Genomic DNA, 18,531 nt, shown 5'->3' with positions numbered 1-18,531 from the left:
CCGGACAGCCCGTCGACGCGCACCCCCGCCCGGGCCAGCGCCCCGTGCCCGGCCAGCAGCCGCACCAGCGGCCCGGCGAGGAGCGGGGCGACCACCGCGGCGGGCACCGCGAGCAGCAGGGCTTCGGCGCCCGCGAGGCCTGCCACCCTGGCACGCGAGGCACCCCGGGCGCGCAGCAGAGCCGTCTCCCCGGCGCGTTCCTCGGCGAGCAGTCCGGCGACCAGCAGCAGCGCGAAGGCGGCCACGAGGCACAGTTGCAGCGTGCCGATCAGCAGAGTGGACCGGCTCACCAAAAGCGTGCCGCGCAGGGTGGTCAGCAGGTCGGGCAGGCCGCTCTGCGCGGTCGCGGCGCCGTCCTGCGAGGTCTGGCCGATCCGTTTCACGCCTTGCTGGACGGCGGTTCGCAGCCCATCGATGCGGTCGGCGGTCATGCCGGAGAAGTCGGCGCGGGCCTGCCAGGACATGGCCGCGGCCGCGACCCTGCCGGAGTCGAACGCCTGGGGGTCGGCGAGCAGCGGCCCGTACGTCGTGAAGGCCGATGTCGACACGCCCCTGCCCCGCAGCGCGTCGAGCCGCCAGTACGAGGCGGTTTGGTCCACCGGCCGGTAGACACCGGTCAGCCGGACGCGCAGCGGCGGGCCGTCCAGCCGGTCGGTGAGCGTGACCTCGTCGCCGGTGCTCAGCCGCAGCATCTTGGCGGCGCTCTCGGGCAGGGCCACCGGCACCGCGCCAACCGCCGCCGCACGTCCCGGGCGGGTCCCCTCGACCATGGTCACCCGGGACCGGTCGAAGGTGGCCAGCAAGGTCAGGTCCGGGTCCCCGCTCTTCGGCTCGCCTGCCGGGCGCAGCACGAGCGGCAGCGCGTAAGGGCCCGAACTCGTGCTGGACGCCACCCGCACCGGGAGCCCGCCGTACGCCGCCGTGGCCTGTTTCCGTACGCCCGCATCCATCCGCGCGCGGTCCAGGCCGCTGATGTCCGCATGCACTTCGACCAGGGTCCGCGCGTCCGACTCGTCCTGGAGGCTGCGCCGCAGCCCGGCGTCCCCGATCGCACCGCTGAACGCCGCAAGCGCCGCCAGCACGCAGGTGGCGAGGACCACCGACAGCAGCGCGGAGCACAGCAGCAGCCGATGCGCGCGCACGCGCAGCAGTACGAACCCCGTCACCAACACCCCCCGGACACCGAGACGATACCCCCGGTTTTGGCCATGGGCATGCGTAACGCAGTCAATTCTCCGTACGCTGGTCACCATGGGCGGGGGCATACGGGAAAAGCACGGGACAGCGGTCGAGGACGAGTCCGCGGGGGACGCCGGGATGGTCGTCGTCCAGGACCTGGTCCGGACGTACGGCAGCGGGGACACCGCCGTGCATGCCGTGCGCGGGGTGTCCTTCACGGTGCCGCGCGGCGAACTCGTGGCCCTGAAGGGGCGCTCCGGCTCCGGCAAGACCACGCTGCTCAACCTGATCGGCGGCCTGGACCGCCCCGACTCCGGCCGGGTCATGGTCGACGGCACCGAACTGGCCGGGCTGGGCGAGAAGGAGCTGCTGGCCCTGCGCCGGGACCGGATCGGCTTTGTCTTCCAGTCCTTCGGCCTGATCCCCATCCTCACCGCCGCCGAGAACGTGGCCGTCCCCCTGCGCCTGCGCAAGGCCGACCGGCGCGAACGCGACGAGCGCACCGCCCTGTTGCTCGCCCTGGTCGGCCTTGACGGTCACGCCGCCCAGCGCCCCGGCGAGCTGTCCGGCGGCCAGCAACAGCGCGTCGCCATCGCCCGGGCCCTGGCCAACCGCCCGGCTCTCCTCGTCGCCGACGAGCCGACCGGCCAGCTGGACGCCGAGACCGGCCGCTCCGTGATGGAGCTGCTGCGCGCCGTCGTACGGAGCGAGGGCGTCACGGCGCTGGTCGCCACCCATGACGCGCAGCTCATCGAACTCGCCGACCGCGTCATGGAGTTGCGGGACGGCCGGATCATCCTGGACCGCTGACGCGCCGGCCCTCCGGCCCGGAGCGGTGTGGGCGGGCTATTCCGTCCGGGGCGGTGAATCGCCGCGCTCGCGCCACTCGCGGACGACGTCCTCGACGTCGAACGGCGTCAGATTGAGCGGCGGTCCGGCAGGCGGCATGCGCAGCGCCTCGCCGATTTTCTTGTTGACGTCCTCGATGATCCGGCGGACCTGGCGCTCGGACCCGGCCTTCGAGGCCGCCTCGAGGGCGTCCTCCGCCTCCTTGCGCAGGGCGAGGGCGGGCGGCAGGGCGGACAGCTTCTCGCGGTGCATCTTCTGCTTGATCCACCACAGCTCGTCGTACGGCCGGTCCAGGCTGGGCAGCGGTTGACCGAAGCCCGGAAGTTCCTTGAAGTCGCCGCGTTCCGTCGCCTCGCGGATCTGCTTGTCGACCCATGACTCGAAGCTGACCCCTGGTGGTTTGCGCTCTGTCACCCTTCCGAGGCTACAGGGGCTGCCCCTGACACGAACAGGATCCGGCCGTAGTACCGCGGTACCACTTCCCCTCGGAGGTCAGCCCCTGGGTACCACGGATGCGGCTCCAGCCACTCGTAACGTTCCCGGTGAGGAAGGCCGGGAAGCCCCGGCGACCCGAGCGTGAGGAAGCATCCATGATCGAGGCGCAGCAGCTGACGAAGCGGTACGGGGAGAAGACGGCGGTGGACCGGCTGGACTTCACCGTGAAGCCGGGCACCGTCACGGGGTTCCTGGGCCCGAACGGGGCGGGCAAGTCCACGACCATGCGCATGATCGTGGGTCTGGACGAGCCCACGGGCGGGTCGGTGACCGTCAACGGCCGCCGCTACGCCGAGCACACGGCGCCGTTGCAGGAGGTCGGCGCGCTGCTCGAGGCGAAGTCGATCCACCCGGGGCGCTCCGCCTTCGACCACCTCATGTCGCAGGCGTACACGCACGGCATCCCGCGCCGCCGGGTGGACGAGGTCATCGAGCTGTCGGGCCTGCAGTCCGTCGCGAAGAAGCGCGCCGGGGCGTTCTCGCTGGGCATGGGCCAGCGCCTGGGCATCGCTGCCGCGCTGCTGGGCGACCCGGCGACGGTGATGCTGGACGAGCCGGTCAACGGTCTGGACCCCGAGGGCGTGCTCTGGATCCGCAATCTGCTCACCGGTCTCGCGTCCGAGGGCCGTACCGTCTTCGTCTCCTCGCACCTGATGAGCGAGATGGCGCTGGTGGCCGACCACCTGATCATCGTCGGGCGGGGCAGGCTGCTGGCCGACACCACCGTCGAGGACCTGATCCGCCAGGCCGGCGGCGACACGGTGAAGGTTGCCAGTGAGGACCCGGCGCGGCTGCGCGAGGTTCTGGCCGGTCCCGGTGTCGAGATCACCGGCCGGGCCGGCTCGGAGGAGCTGCAGGTCACCGGCATGGCGGCCCGCTCCATCGGGATGAAGGCCGCCACAGCGGGCATCGCCCTGTTCGAGCTCACTCCGCGGACCCTCTCCCTGGAGGAGGCGTTCATGGACCTGACCCGTGAGTCCGTCGAGTACCACGGCGGCACCACCGTCTCCGAGTCCTTTGAGACCCCGGAGTCCCTCGAGACCGCCGGGAGCGCAGTATGAGCACCGTGACGACCCAGGCACCGACGTCCGCCCCCGCCGAGGCGACGCGTCCGGTCTACAAGGTGACGGGGGCGCGCGTCGTGCGCTCCGAGTGGGCCAAGTTCTGGTCCCTGCGCTCCAGCTGGATCACGCTGGGTCTGGCGCTGATCTTCATGCTGGGCTTCGGCCTGATCAGGCTGGCCCGCTACAAATCCATGATTACCTCCGGCGACACGCACGGCGGCGGGGATCTGGCCACCGCCGACGCGGTCAGCCTGTCCCTGTTCGGGATCAACTTCGCCCAGCTGGCCCTGGGCATCCTCGGCGTGCTGGTCACCGCCGGCGAGTACTCCACCGGGATGATCCGCTCGACACTCGCGGCCGTCCCGCGCCGCCTGCCGGTGCTGTGGTCCAAGGCCGCGGTGTACGGCGTGATCGCCCTGGTCCTCGGGACGGTCGGTGCGTTCGCCGCGTTCCTGTTCGGCAGCGGCATCATCTCCGGGACGCCGGCGGCGCTCTCGCTCTCCGGCGCGGGAGTCGTACGCAGCCTGTTCGCGGCCGGCCTGTACCTCGGCCTGATCGCCGTGATCGGCATCGCCCTGGGCGCGCTGCTGCGCTCGGTCGCCGGTGGCATCGCCGTCCTCGTCGGCGCGCTGATGCTGGTCCCCGGGCTGGTCGAGCTGCTGCCGACCACTTGGCAGAACAACGTGAGCCAGTACCTGCCCAGCAACGCGGGTGAGTCGATGTTCGCCCTGCACCACTCCGCGAACACGCTCTCCCCCGCAGCCGGCCTCGCCGTCTTCGCCGGCTGGACCGTGCTCGCCCTGGCCGGCGCCGCGTACCGTCTCGTACGGACCGACGCCTGACCGAGGGCATGCCTGCAACCGACGACACCCCCGGGGAGCGCGACACGCCCCGGGGGTGTCGCCCGGGCGGTCATCGCCCACGATGGACAGGTGAACCGCGTGACGACGCAAGACCCGATCTGGGGGCACCCACAGATCGCCCGGCTGAGCCGCGCCGGACGGCGGCTGTGGCAGGCCGACCGGGACCGCCCGTGGATGCTGGACGCCGCCCTGGTCTTCGCGGTCTTCCTGACCAGCGGCCTTCCCGATCTGATGCGCGACAGCCACCACGAGCCGGCCCTGCTGACCCACACGTCCACGGCGAACGTGCTCCTCCTCCAGGCCGGCCTGATCCTGCCGCTGCTGTGGCGGCGCAGGGCACCCTTCGTCGTCTTCACGGTGATCGCGGCCGTGTTCATACTGCAGTGGTCGCTGAACGTGTGGCTGCGCGCCGACCTCGCCCTATTCGTCGCCCTGTACAGCCTGGCCCGGCACGGCGCCCTGCGGTTCCTGCCCTGGGCGGCCGGTATCACCGTCGCCGCGCTGGCGGTGGTCTTCGTCCGGGTGTACAGCCTGGTGGACGTGTTCGCCGCGCTGTTCTTCCTGGGCTGCGCCGCCACGGCGGCCGTCGCCCTGGGCCTGGGGCTGCGGATCGCGCAGGATTATCTGGCCGCGTTGCAGGACCGCGCCGCCCGGCTGGAGGTCGAACGCGACCAGCGCGCCAAGCTTGCCGCCGCGGCCGAGCGCACCCGCGTGGCCCGCGAGATGCACGACATCATCGGTCACAACCTGTCCGTCATCATCGGCCTCGCCGACGGCGGCGCCGCCGCGGCCGATGTCGCGCCCGAGCGCAGCAAGGAGGCGCTCCGGCTCATCGGCGGCACCGGCCGCCAGGCCCTCGGCGAGCTGCGCCGCATGCTCGGCGTCCTGCGGGAGCGTACGGAGGCGGGCGAAGCCGTCCCTCAGTTCAGCCCGCAGCCCGGCATCGCCGACCTCGACGCGCTGTGCGAACGCGTCCGGGCCGCCGGGCCCCAGGTCGTCTACCGCACCGTAGGGAACGTGGACGCGCTGGATCACGGCGTGCAGCTGACCGTCTACCGCATCGTGCAGGAGTCCCTCACCAACACCCTCAAGCACGCGGGCACCGACACCCGCGCCCAGCTCACACTGGCCGCCGAGGGCCAGGAGGTCCGCATCATCGTCGAGGACACCGGGCCGCCCGACGGCTCCCGCAGCCGCCCGGCACCGGCCGAGGACGGGCACGGGCTCGCCGGTATGCGGGAGCGCGCGGCCCTCTACAGCGGCACCATCACCGCAGGACCCCGCCCCGGCGGCGGCTGGACCGTGAACGCCCTGCTGGACCTCACCCCCCAGGACCTCACCGCACAGGGCGGCGCATCGTGACCACTGTGCTCATCGTGGACGATCAGCCGTTGCAGCGCTTCGGCTTCCGCATGCTGCTGGAGAGCACCCCCGGCACCCAGGTCGTCGGCGAGGCGGCCCACGGCGCCGACGCGGTACGCAAGGTCGCCGAGCTGCGCCCCGACGTGGTCCTGATGGACGTACGGATGCCCGGCATGGACGGCATCGAGGCCACCCGCCGCATCGTCGCCGAAGGCGGACGCTCCCGCGTGCTGGTCCTCACCACTTTCGACCTCGACGAGTACGCCCACACCGCGCTGCGCGCCGGAGCCAGCGGTTTCCTGCTCAAGGACGCACTCCCCGAGGAACTGCTGGCCGGCATCCGAGCCGTCGCGTCCGGCGACGCCGTCATCGCCCCCGGACTCACCCGCCGCCTGCTCGACGCCTACGCCCACCACCTGCCGGGCCACCCGCAGAACGGGAAGGCCGCCGACGACCCCCGGCTGCGCAACCTGACCGAACGCGAGCACGAGATCCTGGTCGCCATCGGCAAGGGCTGGACCAACGGGGAGATCGCCGAACGCCTCGTGCTGTCCGAGTCCACCGTGAAGACCCACGTCGGCCGGGTCCTGGCGAAGATCGGCGCCCGCGACCGGATCCAGGCCGTCATCACCGCCTACGACCTCGGCCTGGCGCGCCCCAACGGACCCGACTGAACACCCCGGCCTCCACAGCCCCGGGTCACCTCACCCGGCCACGCGCCTTCAGCGGAACCGGAGGCAGTTCCGGAGCGGGCAGCGGAGCGCCGTCATAGCCCTTCACCTCGCCGAGGCGAGAGACCGGGACGTCCAGTCGGCACGGGCCTGTGCGATGTCGTCGCCGGTCCTCCCGACAAAGTTCCACCACATGACGATCTTCTCGGCGAAGGGCTCGCCGCCCAGCAGCATGAGGCCGCTGTCGACGTCGGCCCGCAGCGGCAACTCCGTACGGCTCGAGCCGAGGTAGAGCATGGATCCGGCCTCGACGGGGACGCCGTCCACGACGGCGGCGCCGGACATGGCGAGGACGGCGTACTCGAAGTCGCGCTCCAGCGGGAGTCGGGCATCCGTGCCGGCCGCCAGGATGAGGTCCGCGCCGACGATGGGGGTGTAGGGCGCCCGACGGTACGCCGACGGTAGGTCAGCGGCGTTATGAAGTGGCGGCGTGAACACCGTGGATCATGTCCCACGCCTCGCCGACGTAACGCTCACGGTCGCTGAGATGCAGATGAGGGAAGTAGTTCTTGAGACCTTGCACGGCCTGCTGCTCGGATTCGTGGCAGTCACGCAGCAGGAAAATCGCCTTGCGCAGGATGTCGTTGTCCATGAATTCAGATTAGGCAGCGCAAGAGCTGTCCGAGCCCGCTGAGGGCACCCATGACCGAAGCAGAGACGGCATTTTGCCCTCCCCATACTCACGGCTTATTTGCGCCGCTCAATAGCGTTGCGGGTATCTCAACAGAGCACGCGCGGAGGAATTCACCGAGGCTCTTGGCCTGCGGATCGGCCCGGGTCGAAGCGGCCACCCCGTCGCCGAGGAGGCCGTGCACGACGAAGTTCAGCGCGCGCAGATTGGGCAGCTCATAGCGGCTGACGGGGAGTCCGGCTGCCTCGGGGAGCAGCTCGCGGAGCGCGTCCACGTCCAGGGTCCGCCGCAGCCAGGCGTACGCCTCGTCATCGCGGGCCCACAGGCCGACATTGGCGTCGCCGCCCTTGTCCCCCGAACGGGCGCCGATGATCCGGCCGAGCGGGGCGCGGAGGGTGCGGCCTTCGGGGCTCCCCGCCGGGTCCGCGGCGGAGGCCTGCGCCGGTGTCGGCGCCCGCCGGGCCTCGCGGGGCGGCTCCGGTACGGCCGGCTCGCTGCCCTCCCACAGCAGCACGGTCTCGGCCCGTACGGCGTCGGCGGCGATCAGCGCCGGCCAGTAGACACCGTACTCCTCCGCCTTCGGGGAGAAGTGCTCCAGGTGCAGCCCCGGGTAGCCGGACAGGCCGGTGCCCACGACGGCGGAGAAGAGCGAGCGGCCGACCTTGTCCGGGTCGGGGTCCTTGACGGTGAGGGTGAGGCGGGCCGTGGTCCCGGTGCCGGGCTCCAGGCGGGTTTCGTACGTCTCGAAGCGGTTGGGGCCGCCGGTGGCGTCGAGCAGCGTGGCCTCGGCGAAGGCGGCCTTGGCCTCGATGTCCAGGCCGGTGAGGACGAAGACGGCCGAATTTCGGTAGCCGCCACGGTAGTTGAGGCAGACCTTCAAGGTCTCGGGGGCGGGCTCGCCCCGGGCGCCGCTGACCAGGACGCGGTCGGGCCCGAGTTGGTCGAGGGTCACCGTGTCGAAGCGGGCCGTGACGTCCGGGTTGAGGTAGGCGGGCCGGTCGATTTCGTACAGCAGCTGGGCGGTGACGGTGTCCACAGTGACGGCGCCGCCGGTCCCGGGGTGCTTGGTAATGACGCTGGAGCCGTCGGGGCGCAGCTCGGCGATGGGGAAGCCGGGGCGTACGGGCCGCTCGATCTCGGTGAAGAAGGCGTAGTTGCCGCCGGTGGCCTGGGCACCGCATTCGATGATGTGCCCGGCGGTGACGGCTCCGGCGAGCCGGTCCCAGTCGTCGGGCGCCCAGTCGAAGGCCCAGGCGGCAGGGCCGACGACCAGCGATGCGTCGGTGACCCGGCCGCAGATCACGACGTCGGCCCCGGCCCGCAGCGCCTCGGCGATCCCCCAGCCGCCGAGGTAGGCGTTGGCGGTGACCGGATCCACCCCGGCCCCGGCGAGCGGCCGCCCGGTGGACAGGTGGGCGAAGTCATGCCCCTGGTCCTGGAGTTGCGAGAGCCGGGGCAGCAGGTCGTCGCCCTGTACGTACGCGATGCGGGGCCGCAGTCCGACAGCCGAGGCGAGTTCGCCGAGCTTCCTCGCCAGCCCCGCCGGGTTGAGGCCGCCGGCGTTGACCACGACCTTGATGCCACGCTCCAGGCAGGTGCCCAGCACGTCACGCATCTGGGCGAGGAAGGAGACGGCGTAACCGCCCTCCGGGTCGCGCTGTCTGGCCTTCCAGAGGATCAGCATCGTCAGTTCGGCGAGATAGTCGCCGGTGAGGACATCGATCGGGCCGCCTTCGACCATTTCGCGCGCCGCGGAGAGGCGGTCGCCGTAGAACCCTGAGCAGTTGGCGATCCGCAGGACGTCAGGCCGCTCGCAGGGACTCGACTCGGGCACGTGCCTCCTCGGGCGACAGATAGATGTCGGTGACCTCGAAGTCCCGCAGTCTGGCCGGGCGTCGGGCCTGGAAGCCGGTGCGTACGAAGTCATCGCCGGCCACCGCGTTGAGCATCCATCCGGCGGCCGTACGGAAACGGGCCGGGAAGGTACGCAGCGCGCCCAGATGATATCCCCGGGCGACGAGCTGCGCGGGCGGTCCGCTGAGCGGGAGGCCGAGCGGCTTGGAGACCGCCTGGGCGCCGCCGAGGTCGACGACGAGGCCGAGGTCCCGGTGCACGTACGGCTTGAGGCGCTTGCCGCGCAGCGCGGCGACGACGTTCTCGGCGGCGGCCTTGCCCTGGCGCATGGCGTGCTGGGCGGTGGGCGGGCAGATGGCGTCGCCGCCTCCCTTGGCGAGGTCGGGGACGGCGGCGGAGTCACCGAGGGCGAAGACCCCGTCGGCGGTGGGGACTTCCATCTCGGCGTTGACGTGGAGCCGGCCCTTGATGGTCTCGGTGCCAAGGGTGGCGACCAGCGGGCTGGCGGCGACGCCGGCGGTCCAGATCAGCGTGCGGCTGGGGATCTTGCGTCCGTCGGTGAAGGTGACCATGTCCTCGGCGGCCTCGGCCACCGAGACGCCGAGGGAGACCTCGACGCCGCGCTTGGTGACGATCTCCAGCGCCTTCTGGCCCAGCTTGTCGCCGAGTTCGGGCATCAGCTTGGGCGCGATGTCTATCAGGTGCCACTTGATGAGCCCGGGGTCCAGGCGCGGATAGCGCTCGACCGCCGCCGCGGTGAGACGTTGCAGGCAGGCCGCGGTCTCGGTGCCCGCGTAGCCGCCGCCGACCACGACGAACTGCAGCCGCGAGACGCGCTCGGCCTCGTCGCTGCTGGCGGAGGCGAGGTCGAGCTGGGTGATGACGTGGTCGCGGATGTACGCGGCCTCCGCGAGGGTCTTCATGCCGCGGCCGTATTCCGCGAGGCCGGGGATGTCGAAGGTCCGGGTGACGCTGCCGGGGGCGAGGACGAGATAGTCGTAGCTCTCGACGAACTCCTCGTCGTTGATCTTCCTGATGACCACGGCCTTTGCGGGCGCGTCGACCCCGATGGCCCGTCCGGGGATCACCACCGTACGGCGCAGCATGCGGCGCAGGGCCACTGCCACCGCCTGCGGGGTGAGGACACCGGCCGCGACATGGGGCAGCAGTGGCAGATACAGCTGGTGGCTCCATGGGGACACCAGGGTGATGTCGGCCTCGTCCGGCGACAGCCGTCGCTCCAGACGGTGCGCGCACTCCAGGCCCGCGAATCCGCCGCCCACCACCAGGATCCTCGGTCGACTCATGGCTCGCCTCTCATGGGGCTGTTTCACGTACTGCGGCCACGCTCGCACAGGCACCCCACGGCCGCGAACGGAGCACTACCCCGAGCGGGGGAAGGCAATCCGGCCCGGCGTCCGAATAAGTAGTGCCCGACAGCCCCCGACGGCCCCGGCGGGAGTGAGGACGGCCAATGAGCCACGCCAGACCTGAGACGCCGCCGCGCGGCTTCGGCGCGGAGCTGCGGGACGCGATCAGCTTCCGCGCGTTCACGATGGTGCTCGGTGGCCTGGTGGTGCAGCTGGCCTTCATCGTGTCGTACCTCAGGGCCTTCCGCTCCCCCACCCCGCACCGCATCCCGGTCGCGGTGGTCGCCGCCGACCAGGTTCGGGGGCAGATCGTGGCCAAGCACAACTCGCTGGCCGGCGATCCGGTGACGGCCACCCCGGTCGCCGACGAGGCCACCGCCCGGCGGGAGATCCTGGACCGTACGGTCGACGCGGGCTTCCTCTACAACGCGACCGGCACCACGGACACCCTGCTCGTCGCCTCGGCGGGCGGCCCCTCGGTGTCGCGGACCGCCGCCCAGATCGCCCAGGAACTGGAACGGGCCCAGCAGCGGCGGGTCACCGCCGCTGCCGCCGCCGCTGTCCCCGTCGCCATGGGCCCATTCTTGCCGTGGGGCGCCGGGGTGGGGCTCTCTGGCCCGAGACTGTCCGGATTAGGGTGGCCGCATGGCACCCTACGACGAGCTGCTCGACATCGTCGACGAGCACGACCGCGTCATCGGGCAGGCGCCGCGCGGCGAGGCGTACGCGCGGGGGCTGCGGCACCGGTGCGTCTTCATCCACGTACGGGACGGTCAGGGCCGGGTCTTCGTCCACCGACGGACCGCCGACAAGCTGGTCTTCCCGTCCCTGTACGACCTCTTCGTCGGCGGTGTCGTCGGCGCGGGCGAGTCCTACGACGCCGCCGCGCTGCGCGAGGCCGAGGAGGAGCTGGGGGTGTCCGGACTGCCGCAGCCGGAGCCGGTGTTCAGCTTCCTGTACGAGGGGACGGGCGAGGCGGCGGGCAACACCTGGTGGTCGAGGGTCTACGAGGTGCGCTGCGAGCTGCCGGTCGCCCCGCAGGCCGAGGAGGTCGCCTGGCACGCCTTCCTGCCCGAGGAGGAGCTGGCCCGGGTCCTCCCGGTGTGGGAGTGGGTGCCGGACGGCCTTGAGGCCTACCGCAGGCTGCGGGAACCGGGGTCCCGCGCTTAGGCCCTGCCCAGGCGATCATGGCCGGGCCCGCGACGCTCCCCCAGCCAGACGCGGGGGGCACCTCCCGGCCGAAGACTGGGGGAGGCTATCCGGCCCTGATCGTCCGGACAGGGCCTAGTGTGGCCGATGTGATCGACTTCGTACGGGGCCTCCCGGTACGGGCGCGGCTGTGGCTCTCGCCGCAGGACATCCGTACGGAGGGCACGACCCCCGACTACCGCTTCTCCCTCGCCAACGAGCGGACCTTCCTCGCCTGGCTCCGCACCGCCCTCGCCCTGATCGGCGGCGGCTTCGCCGTGGACCAGTTCCTGCTCCGCCTCCACCGGCCCGTACGCGTCACCCTCGCCGTACTCCTCCTGGTGGGCGGCGCGATGTGCGCCGTCCGGGCCGTCAACCACTGGGTGCGCTGCGAACGCGCCATGCGGCGGGGCGAAGACCTGCCCGTCTCGCGCTTCCCCACCCTTCTGGCGCTGCTCGTCGCGGCCGTGGCCCTGCTGATGGTCGTGGTCGCGGCTGTCGGGTGGGCCGGCTGATGTCCGGGCCCGTTCCCGACCGCGATCCGGGGCTCCAGCCGGAGCGCACCCGGCTCGCCTGGCGTCGTACGACCCTCGCCTTCGCGGTCGCGGCGGTCCTGGCGGGGCGGCAGGCCGTGCACCAGGGGCTCTCGCCGTTCGGGCTGGTGGCGGTGGCACTCTGCGCCGTCGCCCTGCTGGCCTTCCTCGCCATCGCCCAGGCAAGGATCATCGGGCTCGGTTCCGGCCGGCCCGCACCACTGGCGGTCCGTACGGCTGTGGCGGCTGCGGTGTGCGTCATCACGCTCGCGGCCTTCGGCGCATCAGTGCTGGCGTGAGCCTGCTTCGCCGCGCACGCGTCGCACGAGGTCGTCGACGGCCTCGGGCCACTGGGGGTGGTCGAAGACGAAGCCCGCTTCGAGGAGGCGTCCGGGGACGACGCGGCGGCTTTTCAGCAGGAGTTCGGTGTCCGAGCGGAGCGCGAAAGCGCCGAGTTCGGCCATCCACTTTGTGGCGGGGAGGCCGACCGGGACGCCCCATGCGGCGCGGAGGGCCCGAACGAAAGTGCGGTGCGGCAGAGGGGCGGGAGCGGCAAGGTTCACCGGCCCGGAGAGGTCGTCCCGGCCGGCCAGGAACACGACCGCGCGGACGAAATCGTGCTCGTGGATCCAGGACACGTACTGCTTGCCGCCCGCGACCGGTCCGCCGAGGCCGAGCCGCGCCAGCCCCAGCAGGACGTCGAAGACACCGCCACGGTCGGGGCTCATCACCATGGCGGAGCGCAGGGCGACCTTGCGGGTGCAGGGGGTTTCGGCCTGCTCCTGCGACCGCTCCCAGGCCTTGGCGATCTCGACGCTGTATGCCCAGTAGTCCGGGACACCGGCTTCGGTGCCGCCGAGCACGCCGGTCGCCTCGTCGTTGGGTGCGTCGAAACGGTGGGCGTAGACGGTGGCGGTGCTCATCTGCAGCCAGACGCGGGGCGGCCGAGCGGCGGCCGCGATCACCTCGCCCACGACCTTGGCCGAGTTCACGCGCGAGTCCATCATCGCCCGCAGATTTGCTGCCGTGTAGCGGCAGCTGACGCTGCGTCCGGCCAGATTGACCACCACGTCGCTGCCGTCGATCGCCTCGGCCCAGGGCCCTGGGGTCTCGCCGTCCCAGTGGACTTCTCCGTCACGCACCGGTCGTCTGGTCAGGACCGTAACCTCGTGCCCTGTGGCGGTCAGCGCGCGGTTCAGGATCCTGCCCACCTGCCCGGTTCCCCCGGGTATCACAATCTTCATGGGGCTCCCCCTCCGTGTGGGCCGAGCCTAGCGCAGAAAGTTGAACGCGTTCAATATTTGCCGGAGGGGTACGGGCGGAGCCCTACGCAGCGGGCTCTTCGGCGGGGGCACGGAGGCCGGCGTCCCACTTTTCCTCGATGCGGCCGTACTTCCAGACGGCGAGGGCGACGGCCCAGGTGGCGGCGAAGAGGCCGACGATCCAGAAGCCGACGGTGTTGAGGTCGACGGAGGAGACGCCGTCCCAGAAGGGGCCGGTGAGGGAGAGCTTGTCGGCGAGGATGGAGAGGAGTTCGATGCCGCCGATGATGAGGGCGACGGCGATGGAGAGCCCGGTGATGGTGAGGTTGTAGTAGACCTTGCGGACGGGCTTGGAGAAGGCCCAGCCGTAGGCGAAGTTCATGAAGGAGCCGTCGATGGTGTCGAGCAGGGACATGCCGGCGGCGAAGAGGACAGGCAGGCAGAGGATCGCGTACCAGGGGAGGCCGGAGGCCACTGAGCCGGCGGCGAGGACCAAGAGGCTGATCTCGGTGACGGTGTCGAAGCCGAGGCCGAAGAGGATGCCGAGGGGGTACATCTGCCAGGGGCGGCGGATGGCGCGGGTGGCGCGGCCCAGGATGCGGTTCATGAGGCCGCGGTTGTTGAGGTGCTGCTCCAGCTGGGCCTCGTCGTAGTTGCCGCGGCGCATGTCGCGGAAGACCTTGCCGAGGCCGATGAGGATGACCAGGTTGATGGCCGCGATCAGCAGCAGGAAGGCGCCGGAGACGAAGGTGCCGATGAGGCCGCCGACCTGGTGGAGGCGTGAGTTGTCGTCGGAGAGGCCGGTGCCGACGGCCTTGACGCCGAGGGCGAGCAGGAAGGTGAGCCCGAAGACGACCGAGGAGTGGCCGAGCGAGAACCAGAAGCCCACGGACAGCGGCCGCTTGCCGTCCTCCATGAACTTGCGGGTGGTGTTGTCGATGGCGGCGATGTGGTCGGCGTCGAAGGCGTGCCGCAGGCCAAGCGTGTAGGCGGTGAGCCCGGTGCCGAAGCCGAAGGCGCCGCCGGCGAGCTGGTAGTGCCCCGGCACGACGACCAGGGCGAGGATGCCGAAGCCGACGAGGTGCAACAGCAGGACGAAGCCGGCCATGCCGCCGAGCCCGGCCCACTCGCGGCGGGTGAGGGCCATGCGGGAGAGGTTTGCTGTCAGGGCCACGGGGTCCTCGCGGTGCTCGGGGATCGTTATTGCGTATCGTACGCAACAACGATCCCCTTGCACACGGCGGGTCCGATCAGCCGACGGTGACGACGACCTTCCCCCGGGTGTGCCCCTCCGCATTGAGCCGCTGCGCGTCGGCCGCCCGCTCCAGCGGGAAGGTCGCCGCGACCTCGACGCCGATGACGCCGCGCTCGGCCAGCTCGCTCACCGCCGCGAGGTCGGCCGGGTCGGGGCGGACCCAGAAGTAGCGGCCGCCGAGGCCGAGGACGGCCGGGTCGGCGATCGAGACGAGCCGGCCGCCGACGGCGAGCAACTCGGGCGAGACCGTGAGCGCCTCGCCGCCGACGAGGTCGAGGACGGCGTCCACGCCATCCGGGGCCAGGGCGGCGACGCGCTGCGCCAGCCCTTCCCCGTACGCGACCGGCTCGGCGCCGAGCGAACGCAGGTAGTCGTGGTTGCGCTCGCTCGCGGTGCCGATGACGCGGGCGCCGAGGTGCGCGGCGATCTGGACGGCCATGGAGCCGACCCCGCCGGCGGCTGCGTGCACGAGCAGGGTCTCGCCCTTGCCGAGCCGCATCGCCTTGACCAGTGCCTGGTAGCCGGTGAGCCCGGCCAGCGGAAGGCCGGCCGCCTGCTCGAAGCTGAGGTTCCCCGGCTTGCGGGCCAGGGTGCGTACGGGGGCGGCGACGTATTGGGCGAAGGTGCCCCGGGAGAGGAAGTCCTCGCGTACGTAGCCGATGACCTCGTCGCCCTCCTCGTACTCGATGGCGTCCACACCGGGCCGTACGACGACGCCGGAGACGTCCCAGCCGGGGACGACGGGGAAGACCGGGTCCATCATGCCGTCGAGCAGGCCGGCCTGGGCCTTCCAGTCGACGGGGTTGACGGCGGCGGCCCTGACCCTGACCAGGACCGCGTCGGGGCCGACCTTGGGCTCGGGGAGGTCTCCGTACTCCAGGACCTCGGGTCCGCCGTAGGCGCGATAGCTGACAGCCTTCATGGTCGATCCTCAGACGGTGACGGTGAGGGACTTGTTCTCAGCCTCGACCGCCGCCGGGGCTTCCGCCACCGCTGCCGGGGCCGGGGTGCGCAGGCCGAGCAGGCGACCAGGGCCACAAGGCTGAGCAACTCGATCGACGGTAGAGGTCGATAGTTAAGGTCGTCAAGTTAATGATTCAGATCCTCAAGCATCCTGAGTACACTCGAACCATGAGTGCCTCCGCCCCCGCCGCTGCACCTGCTCCTGCGGTATCCGCCCCTTCGGTATCTGCCCCCACGAAGATCCAGCTGCTCGAACTGCTGGCCGCCATCGGCACCGCCCAGTGGCAGGACTTCGCCTCGGCTGCCGCCCGCCACGGCCTGACCTCCATGCAGGCCAAGGTCCTCGCCCAGCTGCACGGCCCCGTGCCCATGCGCGGCCTCGCCGAGGCCCTGGTGTGTGACGCTTCCAACATCACCGGCATCGTCGACCGGCTGGAGTCCCACGGCTTCGTACGCCGCGAGGTCAGCCCCGCCGACCGCCGCGTCAAGAACGTCGTGGCGACCGACCTCGGCCGCGAGACCATCCGCCGCGTACGCGAGGAGATGCAGGCCACGCACGGCGCGCTCGACACCCTGGAGGAGGAGGAGCGTGCGACGCTCTACGGTCTGCTGGAGCGACTGCGGCCGGTGATGGAAGACCGCGACACCGACCGCGACCGCGCCTGACCGCGCAGCGGCGGCACGAGCGCGCGCACGGCCCGGTCCGCGAATCCGGGCTCGCTGCCGATCGTACGAATGAGCTGCTCGCGCACGGCGCGGCTGCGGCCGGCCTCGACGAGGGCGAGGGACTCGGCCAGCGCTGAGGGCAGTCCGTCGTGACGCCAGGGCTCGGCGGCGTCCTCGTCGAACCAGTGCGGCGGCGGAAAGCTGGGCTGGACCTTGGCCTGGCTATTGCCGAAGTAGCCCCATTCCCCGTACTCCAGCGACACGTTGACGACGTGACCGGTTGGCAGGGTCCGGGCCCAGCCGCCCTCGGTGTGCTGCTGCCAGCGCCAGGTGTTGGGGCTGGTTTTCCCCCGGATGGTCACGCCGACGTAGCGCAGCTTGCGGCGGATCACCGGCCAGGGCTCGCGGCTCTCCTCGATCCAGTCGGCGAGCGCGGCGTGCAGGATGTCGTAAGTGCTGCCCCGGTGGACGACGTCCACGAGGGCGATGGGCCGTTCCCGTCGCGCCAGCGCGTAGGGCTCCAGCCCCACCGCTGCCAGATGCTCGCGGAAGCGGCGTACGGCTGCCGGGGTCCAGCCGCTGCGCGTGAGCCGGAGCGACAGCGGGAGCCGCAGCAGCCGGGGGCCGGCCGGGGCCGGGGCGGACTCGAAGGCGCCGGTGAGCAGGTCGTGCATGCTGTCCAACGAGCGCCCCACGAAGCACAGATCGGCCCCGCCGGCGCGGGCCAGCACCTTGCCGGCGCACACGGTGAGGGCGGGCAGATACCAGAGCCGGGGCGGCTCCGCGCCGTCCGTGAGCGCGCCGAGGCGGTCCGGCGGGGCTCCCCCGGCGGACGAGAGCGTCCAGCGGAAGGGCTGGGGCGGTGGCGTCGGCACAGCCACCATTTCACCGCGCCGGTCCCCCGCAGGTCACCCGGATTTCCCGCCGGTACGCTACGCGCTGGCAGGAAGGCCCACGTACCCATGTATCTGATCACCGGTATCCCGGCATCCGGAAAGTCCACGGTGGCCCGGGAGTTGGCCGGGCGGCTGCCGCGCTCCGCGCATGTGAACGGCGATGCGTTCCGGCAGATGGTGGTCGGCGGGCGCGCGGAGATGACCCCCGCGCTGGACGGGGAGGCGCTGCGTCAGCTGCGGCTGCGGCACGAGATCGCGGCGGCGACGGCGGACGCGTACGCGGCGGCGGGATTCGTGCCGGTGCTTCAGGACGTGATGCTCGGTGACGAGCTGGCCCGGACCATCTCGCTGATCCGTACGCGGCCGCTGCATGTGATTGTCCTGGCCCCCAGCCCGCGCGCCGTCGCCCACCGCGACGCAGCCCGGCGGAAGACCGCCTACGGCGCTTGGACGCCGGCCGACCTGGACCGGGCGCTGCACGAGGAGACGCCCCGGTTCGGGCTGTGGCTGGACACCACGGACCAGACCCCCGCCGAGACGGTGGACGAGATCCTGCGGCACGCGGCGCCCTGAACCCCGCTGCTACGGCCCGCTGCCTACGGGGCCAGGATGTCCAGCTCCGCGAGCGCCCCGACGCAGATCTCCCGCATGAGCCGTTCCGCCGCCACCGCGTCGCGGGCGCGGACGGCTTCGGCGACCCGGACGTGCAGTGTGACCGCCTCCGGATCGGGGGTGGAGAACATCACGTGGTGTTCGGTGCGCCCGGTGAGGACTTCGGCGACGACGTCCCCGAGGCGGGCGAACATCTCGTTGCCCGAGGCCCGCAGCATGACGCGGTGGAAGGCCACGTCGTGCACCAGGTAGGCCGCCAGGTCCGAGGCGCGGCCGGCGGCCGCCATGTCGGCGGCCAGGACGGTGAGTTCGCGACACTGGTCGGGGGTCGCGGCGACGGCGGCAAGACCTGCGGCGACGGGTTCGACTGCCGTTCGGAGCATGGTCAGGGACCGTAGCTGGCGGGGGCGGTCGGCACCGGCCAGACGCCAGCGTATGACGGCTGGGTCGAACACGTTCCATTCCTCGGGCGGCCGCACCGTGATGCCGACCCGGCGGCGCGAGGCGACCAGGTGCATGGCCTCCAGGACGCGGACGGCCTCGCGGACGACGGTGCGCGAGACGCCGTAACGCTGCTCCAGCTCGTCGATGCGCAGGACCGTGCCCGGTGGGTACGCGCCGGATGCGATGGCAGGGCCGAGCTCCGCCAGTACCTGCGCGTGCAGGCCGCCGCCTTCTTCCTGCTGTGCCATCGCCATGACGGACAGCCTAAGCAGGGACCACTTCATATGACGATTTGGTTTCGGACTCTTGAATAA

At 71.6% G+C, this 18,531-nt stretch carries 21 protein-coding genes and 1 pseudogene; 10 read left to right on the top strand and 12 right to left on the bottom strand.

Going from position 1 to position 18,531, the window contains the following annotated elements; all coding sequences use genetic code 11:
• Nucleotides 1-1,166 (bottom strand): FtsX-like permease family protein (locus tag EFK10_RS40870; RefSeq protein ID WP_322973463.1); only part of this gene is annotated, 1,166 nt, incomplete at its 3' end.
• A 151-nt stretch (nt 1,167-1,317) separates the two neighbouring features.
• On the opposite strand from EFK10_RS40870, the gene EFK10_RS40865 reads away from it, so the two are divergent.
• Entirely contained in the window at nt 1,318-1,989 is a 672-nt protein-coding gene (locus tag EFK10_RS40865) for an ABC transporter ATP-binding protein (protein ID WP_240677783.1), read from the top strand.
• Nucleotides 1,990-2,025: 36 nt separating this feature from the next.
• Here EFK10_RS40865 and EFK10_RS40860 read toward each other — a convergent pair whose 3' ends face one another.
• Nucleotides 2,026-2,442, bottom strand: coding sequence for a DnaJ family domain-containing protein (locus EFK10_RS40860; protein ID WP_127360707.1), 417 nt, complete (start codon nt 2,440-2,442; stop codon nt 2,026-2,028).
• Between the two features lie 176 nt (nt 2,443-2,618).
• Between EFK10_RS40860 and EFK10_RS40855 the strand changes: the two genes are divergently transcribed.
• The 4 genes from EFK10_RS40855 (at nt 2,619) to EFK10_RS40840 (ending at nt 6,486) form a co-directional block, all read left to right on the top strand.
• A complete protein-coding gene (locus EFK10_RS40855) occupies nt 2,619-3,584 on the top strand; it encodes an ABC transporter ATP-binding protein (protein WP_127360706.1) in 966 nt (321 codons plus the stop codon).
• Nucleotides 3,581-4,429, top strand: a complete 849-nt coding sequence (locus EFK10_RS40850) for an ABC transporter permease (protein ID WP_127360705.1) — start codon at nt 3,581-3,583, stop codon at nt 4,427-4,429. The genes EFK10_RS40855 and EFK10_RS40850 overlap by 4 nt, the downstream gene beginning before the upstream one ends.
• Before the next feature lie 99 nt (nt 4,430-4,528).
• Nucleotides 4,529-5,812 carry a sensor histidine kinase gene (locus EFK10_RS40845; RefSeq protein ID WP_407647240.1) on the top strand — a complete coding sequence of 428 codons (1,284 nt, stop codon included), beginning with the start codon at nt 4,529-4,531 and terminating at the stop codon, nt 5,810-5,812.
• Nucleotides 5,809-6,486, top strand: coding sequence for a response regulator (locus tag EFK10_RS40840; RefSeq protein WP_127360704.1), 678 nt, complete (start codon nt 5,809-5,811; stop codon nt 6,484-6,486). The genes EFK10_RS40845 and EFK10_RS40840 overlap by 4 nt, the downstream gene beginning before the upstream one ends.
• Before the next feature lie 25 nt (nt 6,487-6,511).
• Here EFK10_RS40840 and EFK10_RS40835 read toward each other — a convergent pair.
• From EFK10_RS40835 to EFK10_RS48140, 5 genes and pseudogenes are all read right to left on the bottom strand, one after another.
• Nucleotides 6,512-6,921, bottom strand: a pseudogene (locus tag EFK10_RS40835) (pirin-like C-terminal cupin domain-containing protein); the annotation flags it as partial.
• A gap of 37 nt (nt 6,922-6,958) precedes the next feature.
• Nucleotides 6,959-7,135: a hypothetical protein gene (locus tag EFK10_RS48145; RefSeq protein WP_164836350.1), complete on the bottom strand. Its 177-nt coding sequence runs from the start codon at nt 7,133-7,135 to the stop codon at nt 6,959-6,961.
• 88 nt (nt 7,136-7,223) lie between these two features.
• A complete protein-coding gene (locus tag EFK10_RS40830; protein WP_265737597.1) occupies nt 7,224-9,008 on the bottom strand; it encodes an acyclic terpene utilization AtuA family protein in 1,785 nt (594 codons plus the stop codon).
• Entirely contained in the window at nt 8,977-10,335 is a 1,359-nt protein-coding gene (locus EFK10_RS40825; protein WP_127360702.1) for an NAD(P)/FAD-dependent oxidoreductase, read from the bottom strand. The genes EFK10_RS40830 and EFK10_RS40825 overlap by 32 nt, the downstream gene beginning before the upstream one ends.
• 484 nt (nt 10,336-10,819) lie before the next feature.
• Nucleotides 10,820-10,972, bottom strand: a complete 153-nt coding sequence (locus EFK10_RS48140; protein ID WP_164836348.1) for a hypothetical protein — start codon at nt 10,970-10,972, stop codon at nt 10,820-10,822.
• A 71-nt stretch (nt 10,973-11,043) separates the two neighbouring features.
• Here EFK10_RS48140 and EFK10_RS40820 point away from each other — a divergent pair, with 71 nt between their 5' ends.
• The 3 genes from EFK10_RS40820 (at nt 11,044) to EFK10_RS40810 (ending at nt 12,418) form a co-directional block, all read left to right on the top strand.
• On the top strand, nt 11,044-11,568 hold the full coding sequence (locus tag EFK10_RS40820) for an NUDIX hydrolase (protein WP_127360701.1): 525 nt from the start codon (nt 11,044-11,046) through the stop codon (nt 11,566-11,568).
• Nucleotides 11,569-11,696: 128 nt separating this feature from the next.
• Nucleotides 11,697-12,101 (top strand): YidH family protein, encoded by a 405-nt coding sequence (locus EFK10_RS40815; RefSeq protein ID WP_127360715.1) that lies wholly within the window; start codon nt 11,697-11,699, stop codon nt 12,099-12,101.
• A complete protein-coding gene (locus tag EFK10_RS40810; RefSeq protein ID WP_127360700.1) occupies nt 12,101-12,418 on the top strand; it encodes a DUF202 domain-containing protein in 318 nt (105 codons plus the stop codon). The genes EFK10_RS40815 and EFK10_RS40810 overlap by 1 nt, the downstream gene beginning before the upstream one ends.
• Here EFK10_RS40810 and EFK10_RS40805 read toward each other — a convergent pair.
• The 3 genes from EFK10_RS40805 to EFK10_RS40795 all read right to left on the bottom strand — a co-directional run bounded on the left by EFK10_RS40805 (nt 12,404) and on the right by EFK10_RS40795 (nt 15,558).
• Nucleotides 12,404-13,363 carry a TIGR01777 family oxidoreductase gene (locus EFK10_RS40805; protein ID WP_127360699.1) on the bottom strand — a complete coding sequence of 320 codons (960 nt, stop codon included), beginning with the start codon at nt 13,361-13,363 and terminating at the stop codon, nt 12,404-12,406. The genes EFK10_RS40810 and EFK10_RS40805 overlap by 15 nt on opposite strands.
• Nucleotides 13,364-13,445: 82 nt before the next feature.
• Nucleotides 13,446-14,528 carry a Nickel transporter NicT gene (nicT, locus tag EFK10_RS40800; protein WP_127360714.1) on the bottom strand — a complete coding sequence of 361 codons (1,083 nt, stop codon included), beginning with the start codon at nt 14,526-14,528 and terminating at the stop codon, nt 13,446-13,448.
• Between the two features lie 103 nt (nt 14,529-14,631).
• On the bottom strand, nt 14,632-15,558 hold the full coding sequence (locus tag EFK10_RS40795; RefSeq protein ID WP_127360698.1) for an NADP-dependent oxidoreductase: 927 nt from the start codon (nt 15,556-15,558) through the stop codon (nt 14,632-14,634).
• Between the two features lie 209 nt (nt 15,559-15,767).
• On the opposite strand from EFK10_RS40795, the gene EFK10_RS40790 reads away from it, so the two are divergent.
• Nucleotides 15,768-16,265, top strand: a complete 498-nt coding sequence (locus EFK10_RS40790) for a MarR family winged helix-turn-helix transcriptional regulator (RefSeq protein ID WP_127360697.1) — start codon at nt 15,768-15,770, stop codon at nt 16,263-16,265.
• Here EFK10_RS40790 and EFK10_RS40785 read toward each other — a convergent pair.
• Nucleotides 16,199-17,140, bottom strand: coding sequence for a hypothetical protein (locus tag EFK10_RS40785; RefSeq protein ID WP_127360696.1), 942 nt, complete (start codon nt 17,138-17,140; stop codon nt 16,199-16,201). The genes EFK10_RS40790 and EFK10_RS40785 overlap by 67 nt on opposite strands.
• A gap of 87 nt (nt 17,141-17,227) precedes the next feature.
• On the opposite strand from EFK10_RS40785, the gene EFK10_RS40780 reads away from it, so the two are divergent.
• Nucleotides 17,228-17,734, top strand: coding sequence for an AAA family ATPase (locus EFK10_RS40780; protein WP_127360695.1), 507 nt, complete (start codon nt 17,228-17,230; stop codon nt 17,732-17,734).
• A 23-nt stretch (nt 17,735-17,757) separates the two neighbouring features.
• Here EFK10_RS40780 and EFK10_RS40775 read toward each other — a convergent pair whose 3' ends face one another.
• Nucleotides 17,758-18,465, bottom strand: coding sequence for a FadR/GntR family transcriptional regulator (locus tag EFK10_RS40775; protein WP_127360713.1), 708 nt, complete (start codon nt 18,463-18,465; stop codon nt 17,758-17,760).
• Between the last annotated feature and the right edge of the window lie 66 nt (nt 18,466-18,531).

The organism is Streptomyces soli (assembly GCF_003999195.1).
Classification (GTDB): Bacteria; Actinomycetota; Actinomycetes; order Streptomycetales; family Streptomycetaceae; genus Actinacidiphila; species Actinacidiphila soli.
Note: the sequence above shows the minus strand (reverse complement) of the source record. Positions and strands in the feature narration are given on the sequence as shown.

Coding starts and splice junctions, on each gene's coding strand:
- EFK10_RS40810 (WP_127360700.1), top strand. CDS start 12,101: ATGTCCGGGCCCGTTCCCGACCGCGATCCGGGGCTCCAGCCGGAGCGC.
- EFK10_RS40855 (WP_127360706.1), top strand. CDS start 2,619: ATGATCGAGGCGCAGCAGCTGACGAAGCGGTACGGGGAGAAGACGGCG.
- EFK10_RS40795 (WP_127360698.1), bottom strand. CDS start 15,558: ATGAAGGCTGTCAGCTATCGCGCCTACGGCGGACCCGAGGTCCTGGAG.
- EFK10_RS40865 (WP_240677783.1), top strand. CDS start 1,318: ATGGTCGTCGTCCAGGACCTGGTCCGGACGTACGGCAGCGGGGACACC.
- nicT (WP_127360714.1), bottom strand. CDS start 14,528: ATGGCCCTCACCCGCCGCGAGTGGGCCGGGCTCGGCGGCATGGCCGGC.
- EFK10_RS48140 (WP_164836348.1), bottom strand. CDS start 10,972: ATGGCGACGGGGACAGCGGCGGCGGCAGCGGCGGTGACCCGCCGCTGC.
- EFK10_RS40780 (WP_127360695.1), top strand. CDS start 17,228: ATGTATCTGATCACCGGTATCCCGGCATCCGGAAAGTCCACGGTGGCC.
- EFK10_RS40825 (WP_127360702.1), bottom strand. CDS start 10,335: ATGAGTCGACCGAGGATCCTGGTGGTGGGCGGCGGATTCGCGGGCCTG.
- EFK10_RS40790 (WP_127360697.1), top strand. CDS start 15,768: ATGAGTGCCTCCGCCCCCGCCGCTGCACCTGCTCCTGCGGTATCCGCC.
- EFK10_RS40850 (WP_127360705.1), top strand. CDS start 3,581: ATGAGCACCGTGACGACCCAGGCACCGACGTCCGCCCCCGCCGAGGCG.
- EFK10_RS40820 (WP_127360701.1), top strand. CDS start 11,044: ATGGCACCCTACGACGAGCTGCTCGACATCGTCGACGAGCACGACCGC.
- EFK10_RS40775 (WP_127360713.1), bottom strand. CDS start 18,465: ATGGCACAGCAGGAAGAAGGCGGCGGCCTGCACGCGCAGGTACTGGCG.
- EFK10_RS40805 (WP_127360699.1), bottom strand. CDS start 13,363: ATGAAGATTGTGATACCCGGGGGAACCGGGCAGGTGGGCAGGATCCTG.
- EFK10_RS48145 (WP_164836350.1), bottom strand. CDS start 7,135: ATGGACAACGACATCCTGCGCAAGGCGATTTTCCTGCTGCGTGACTGC.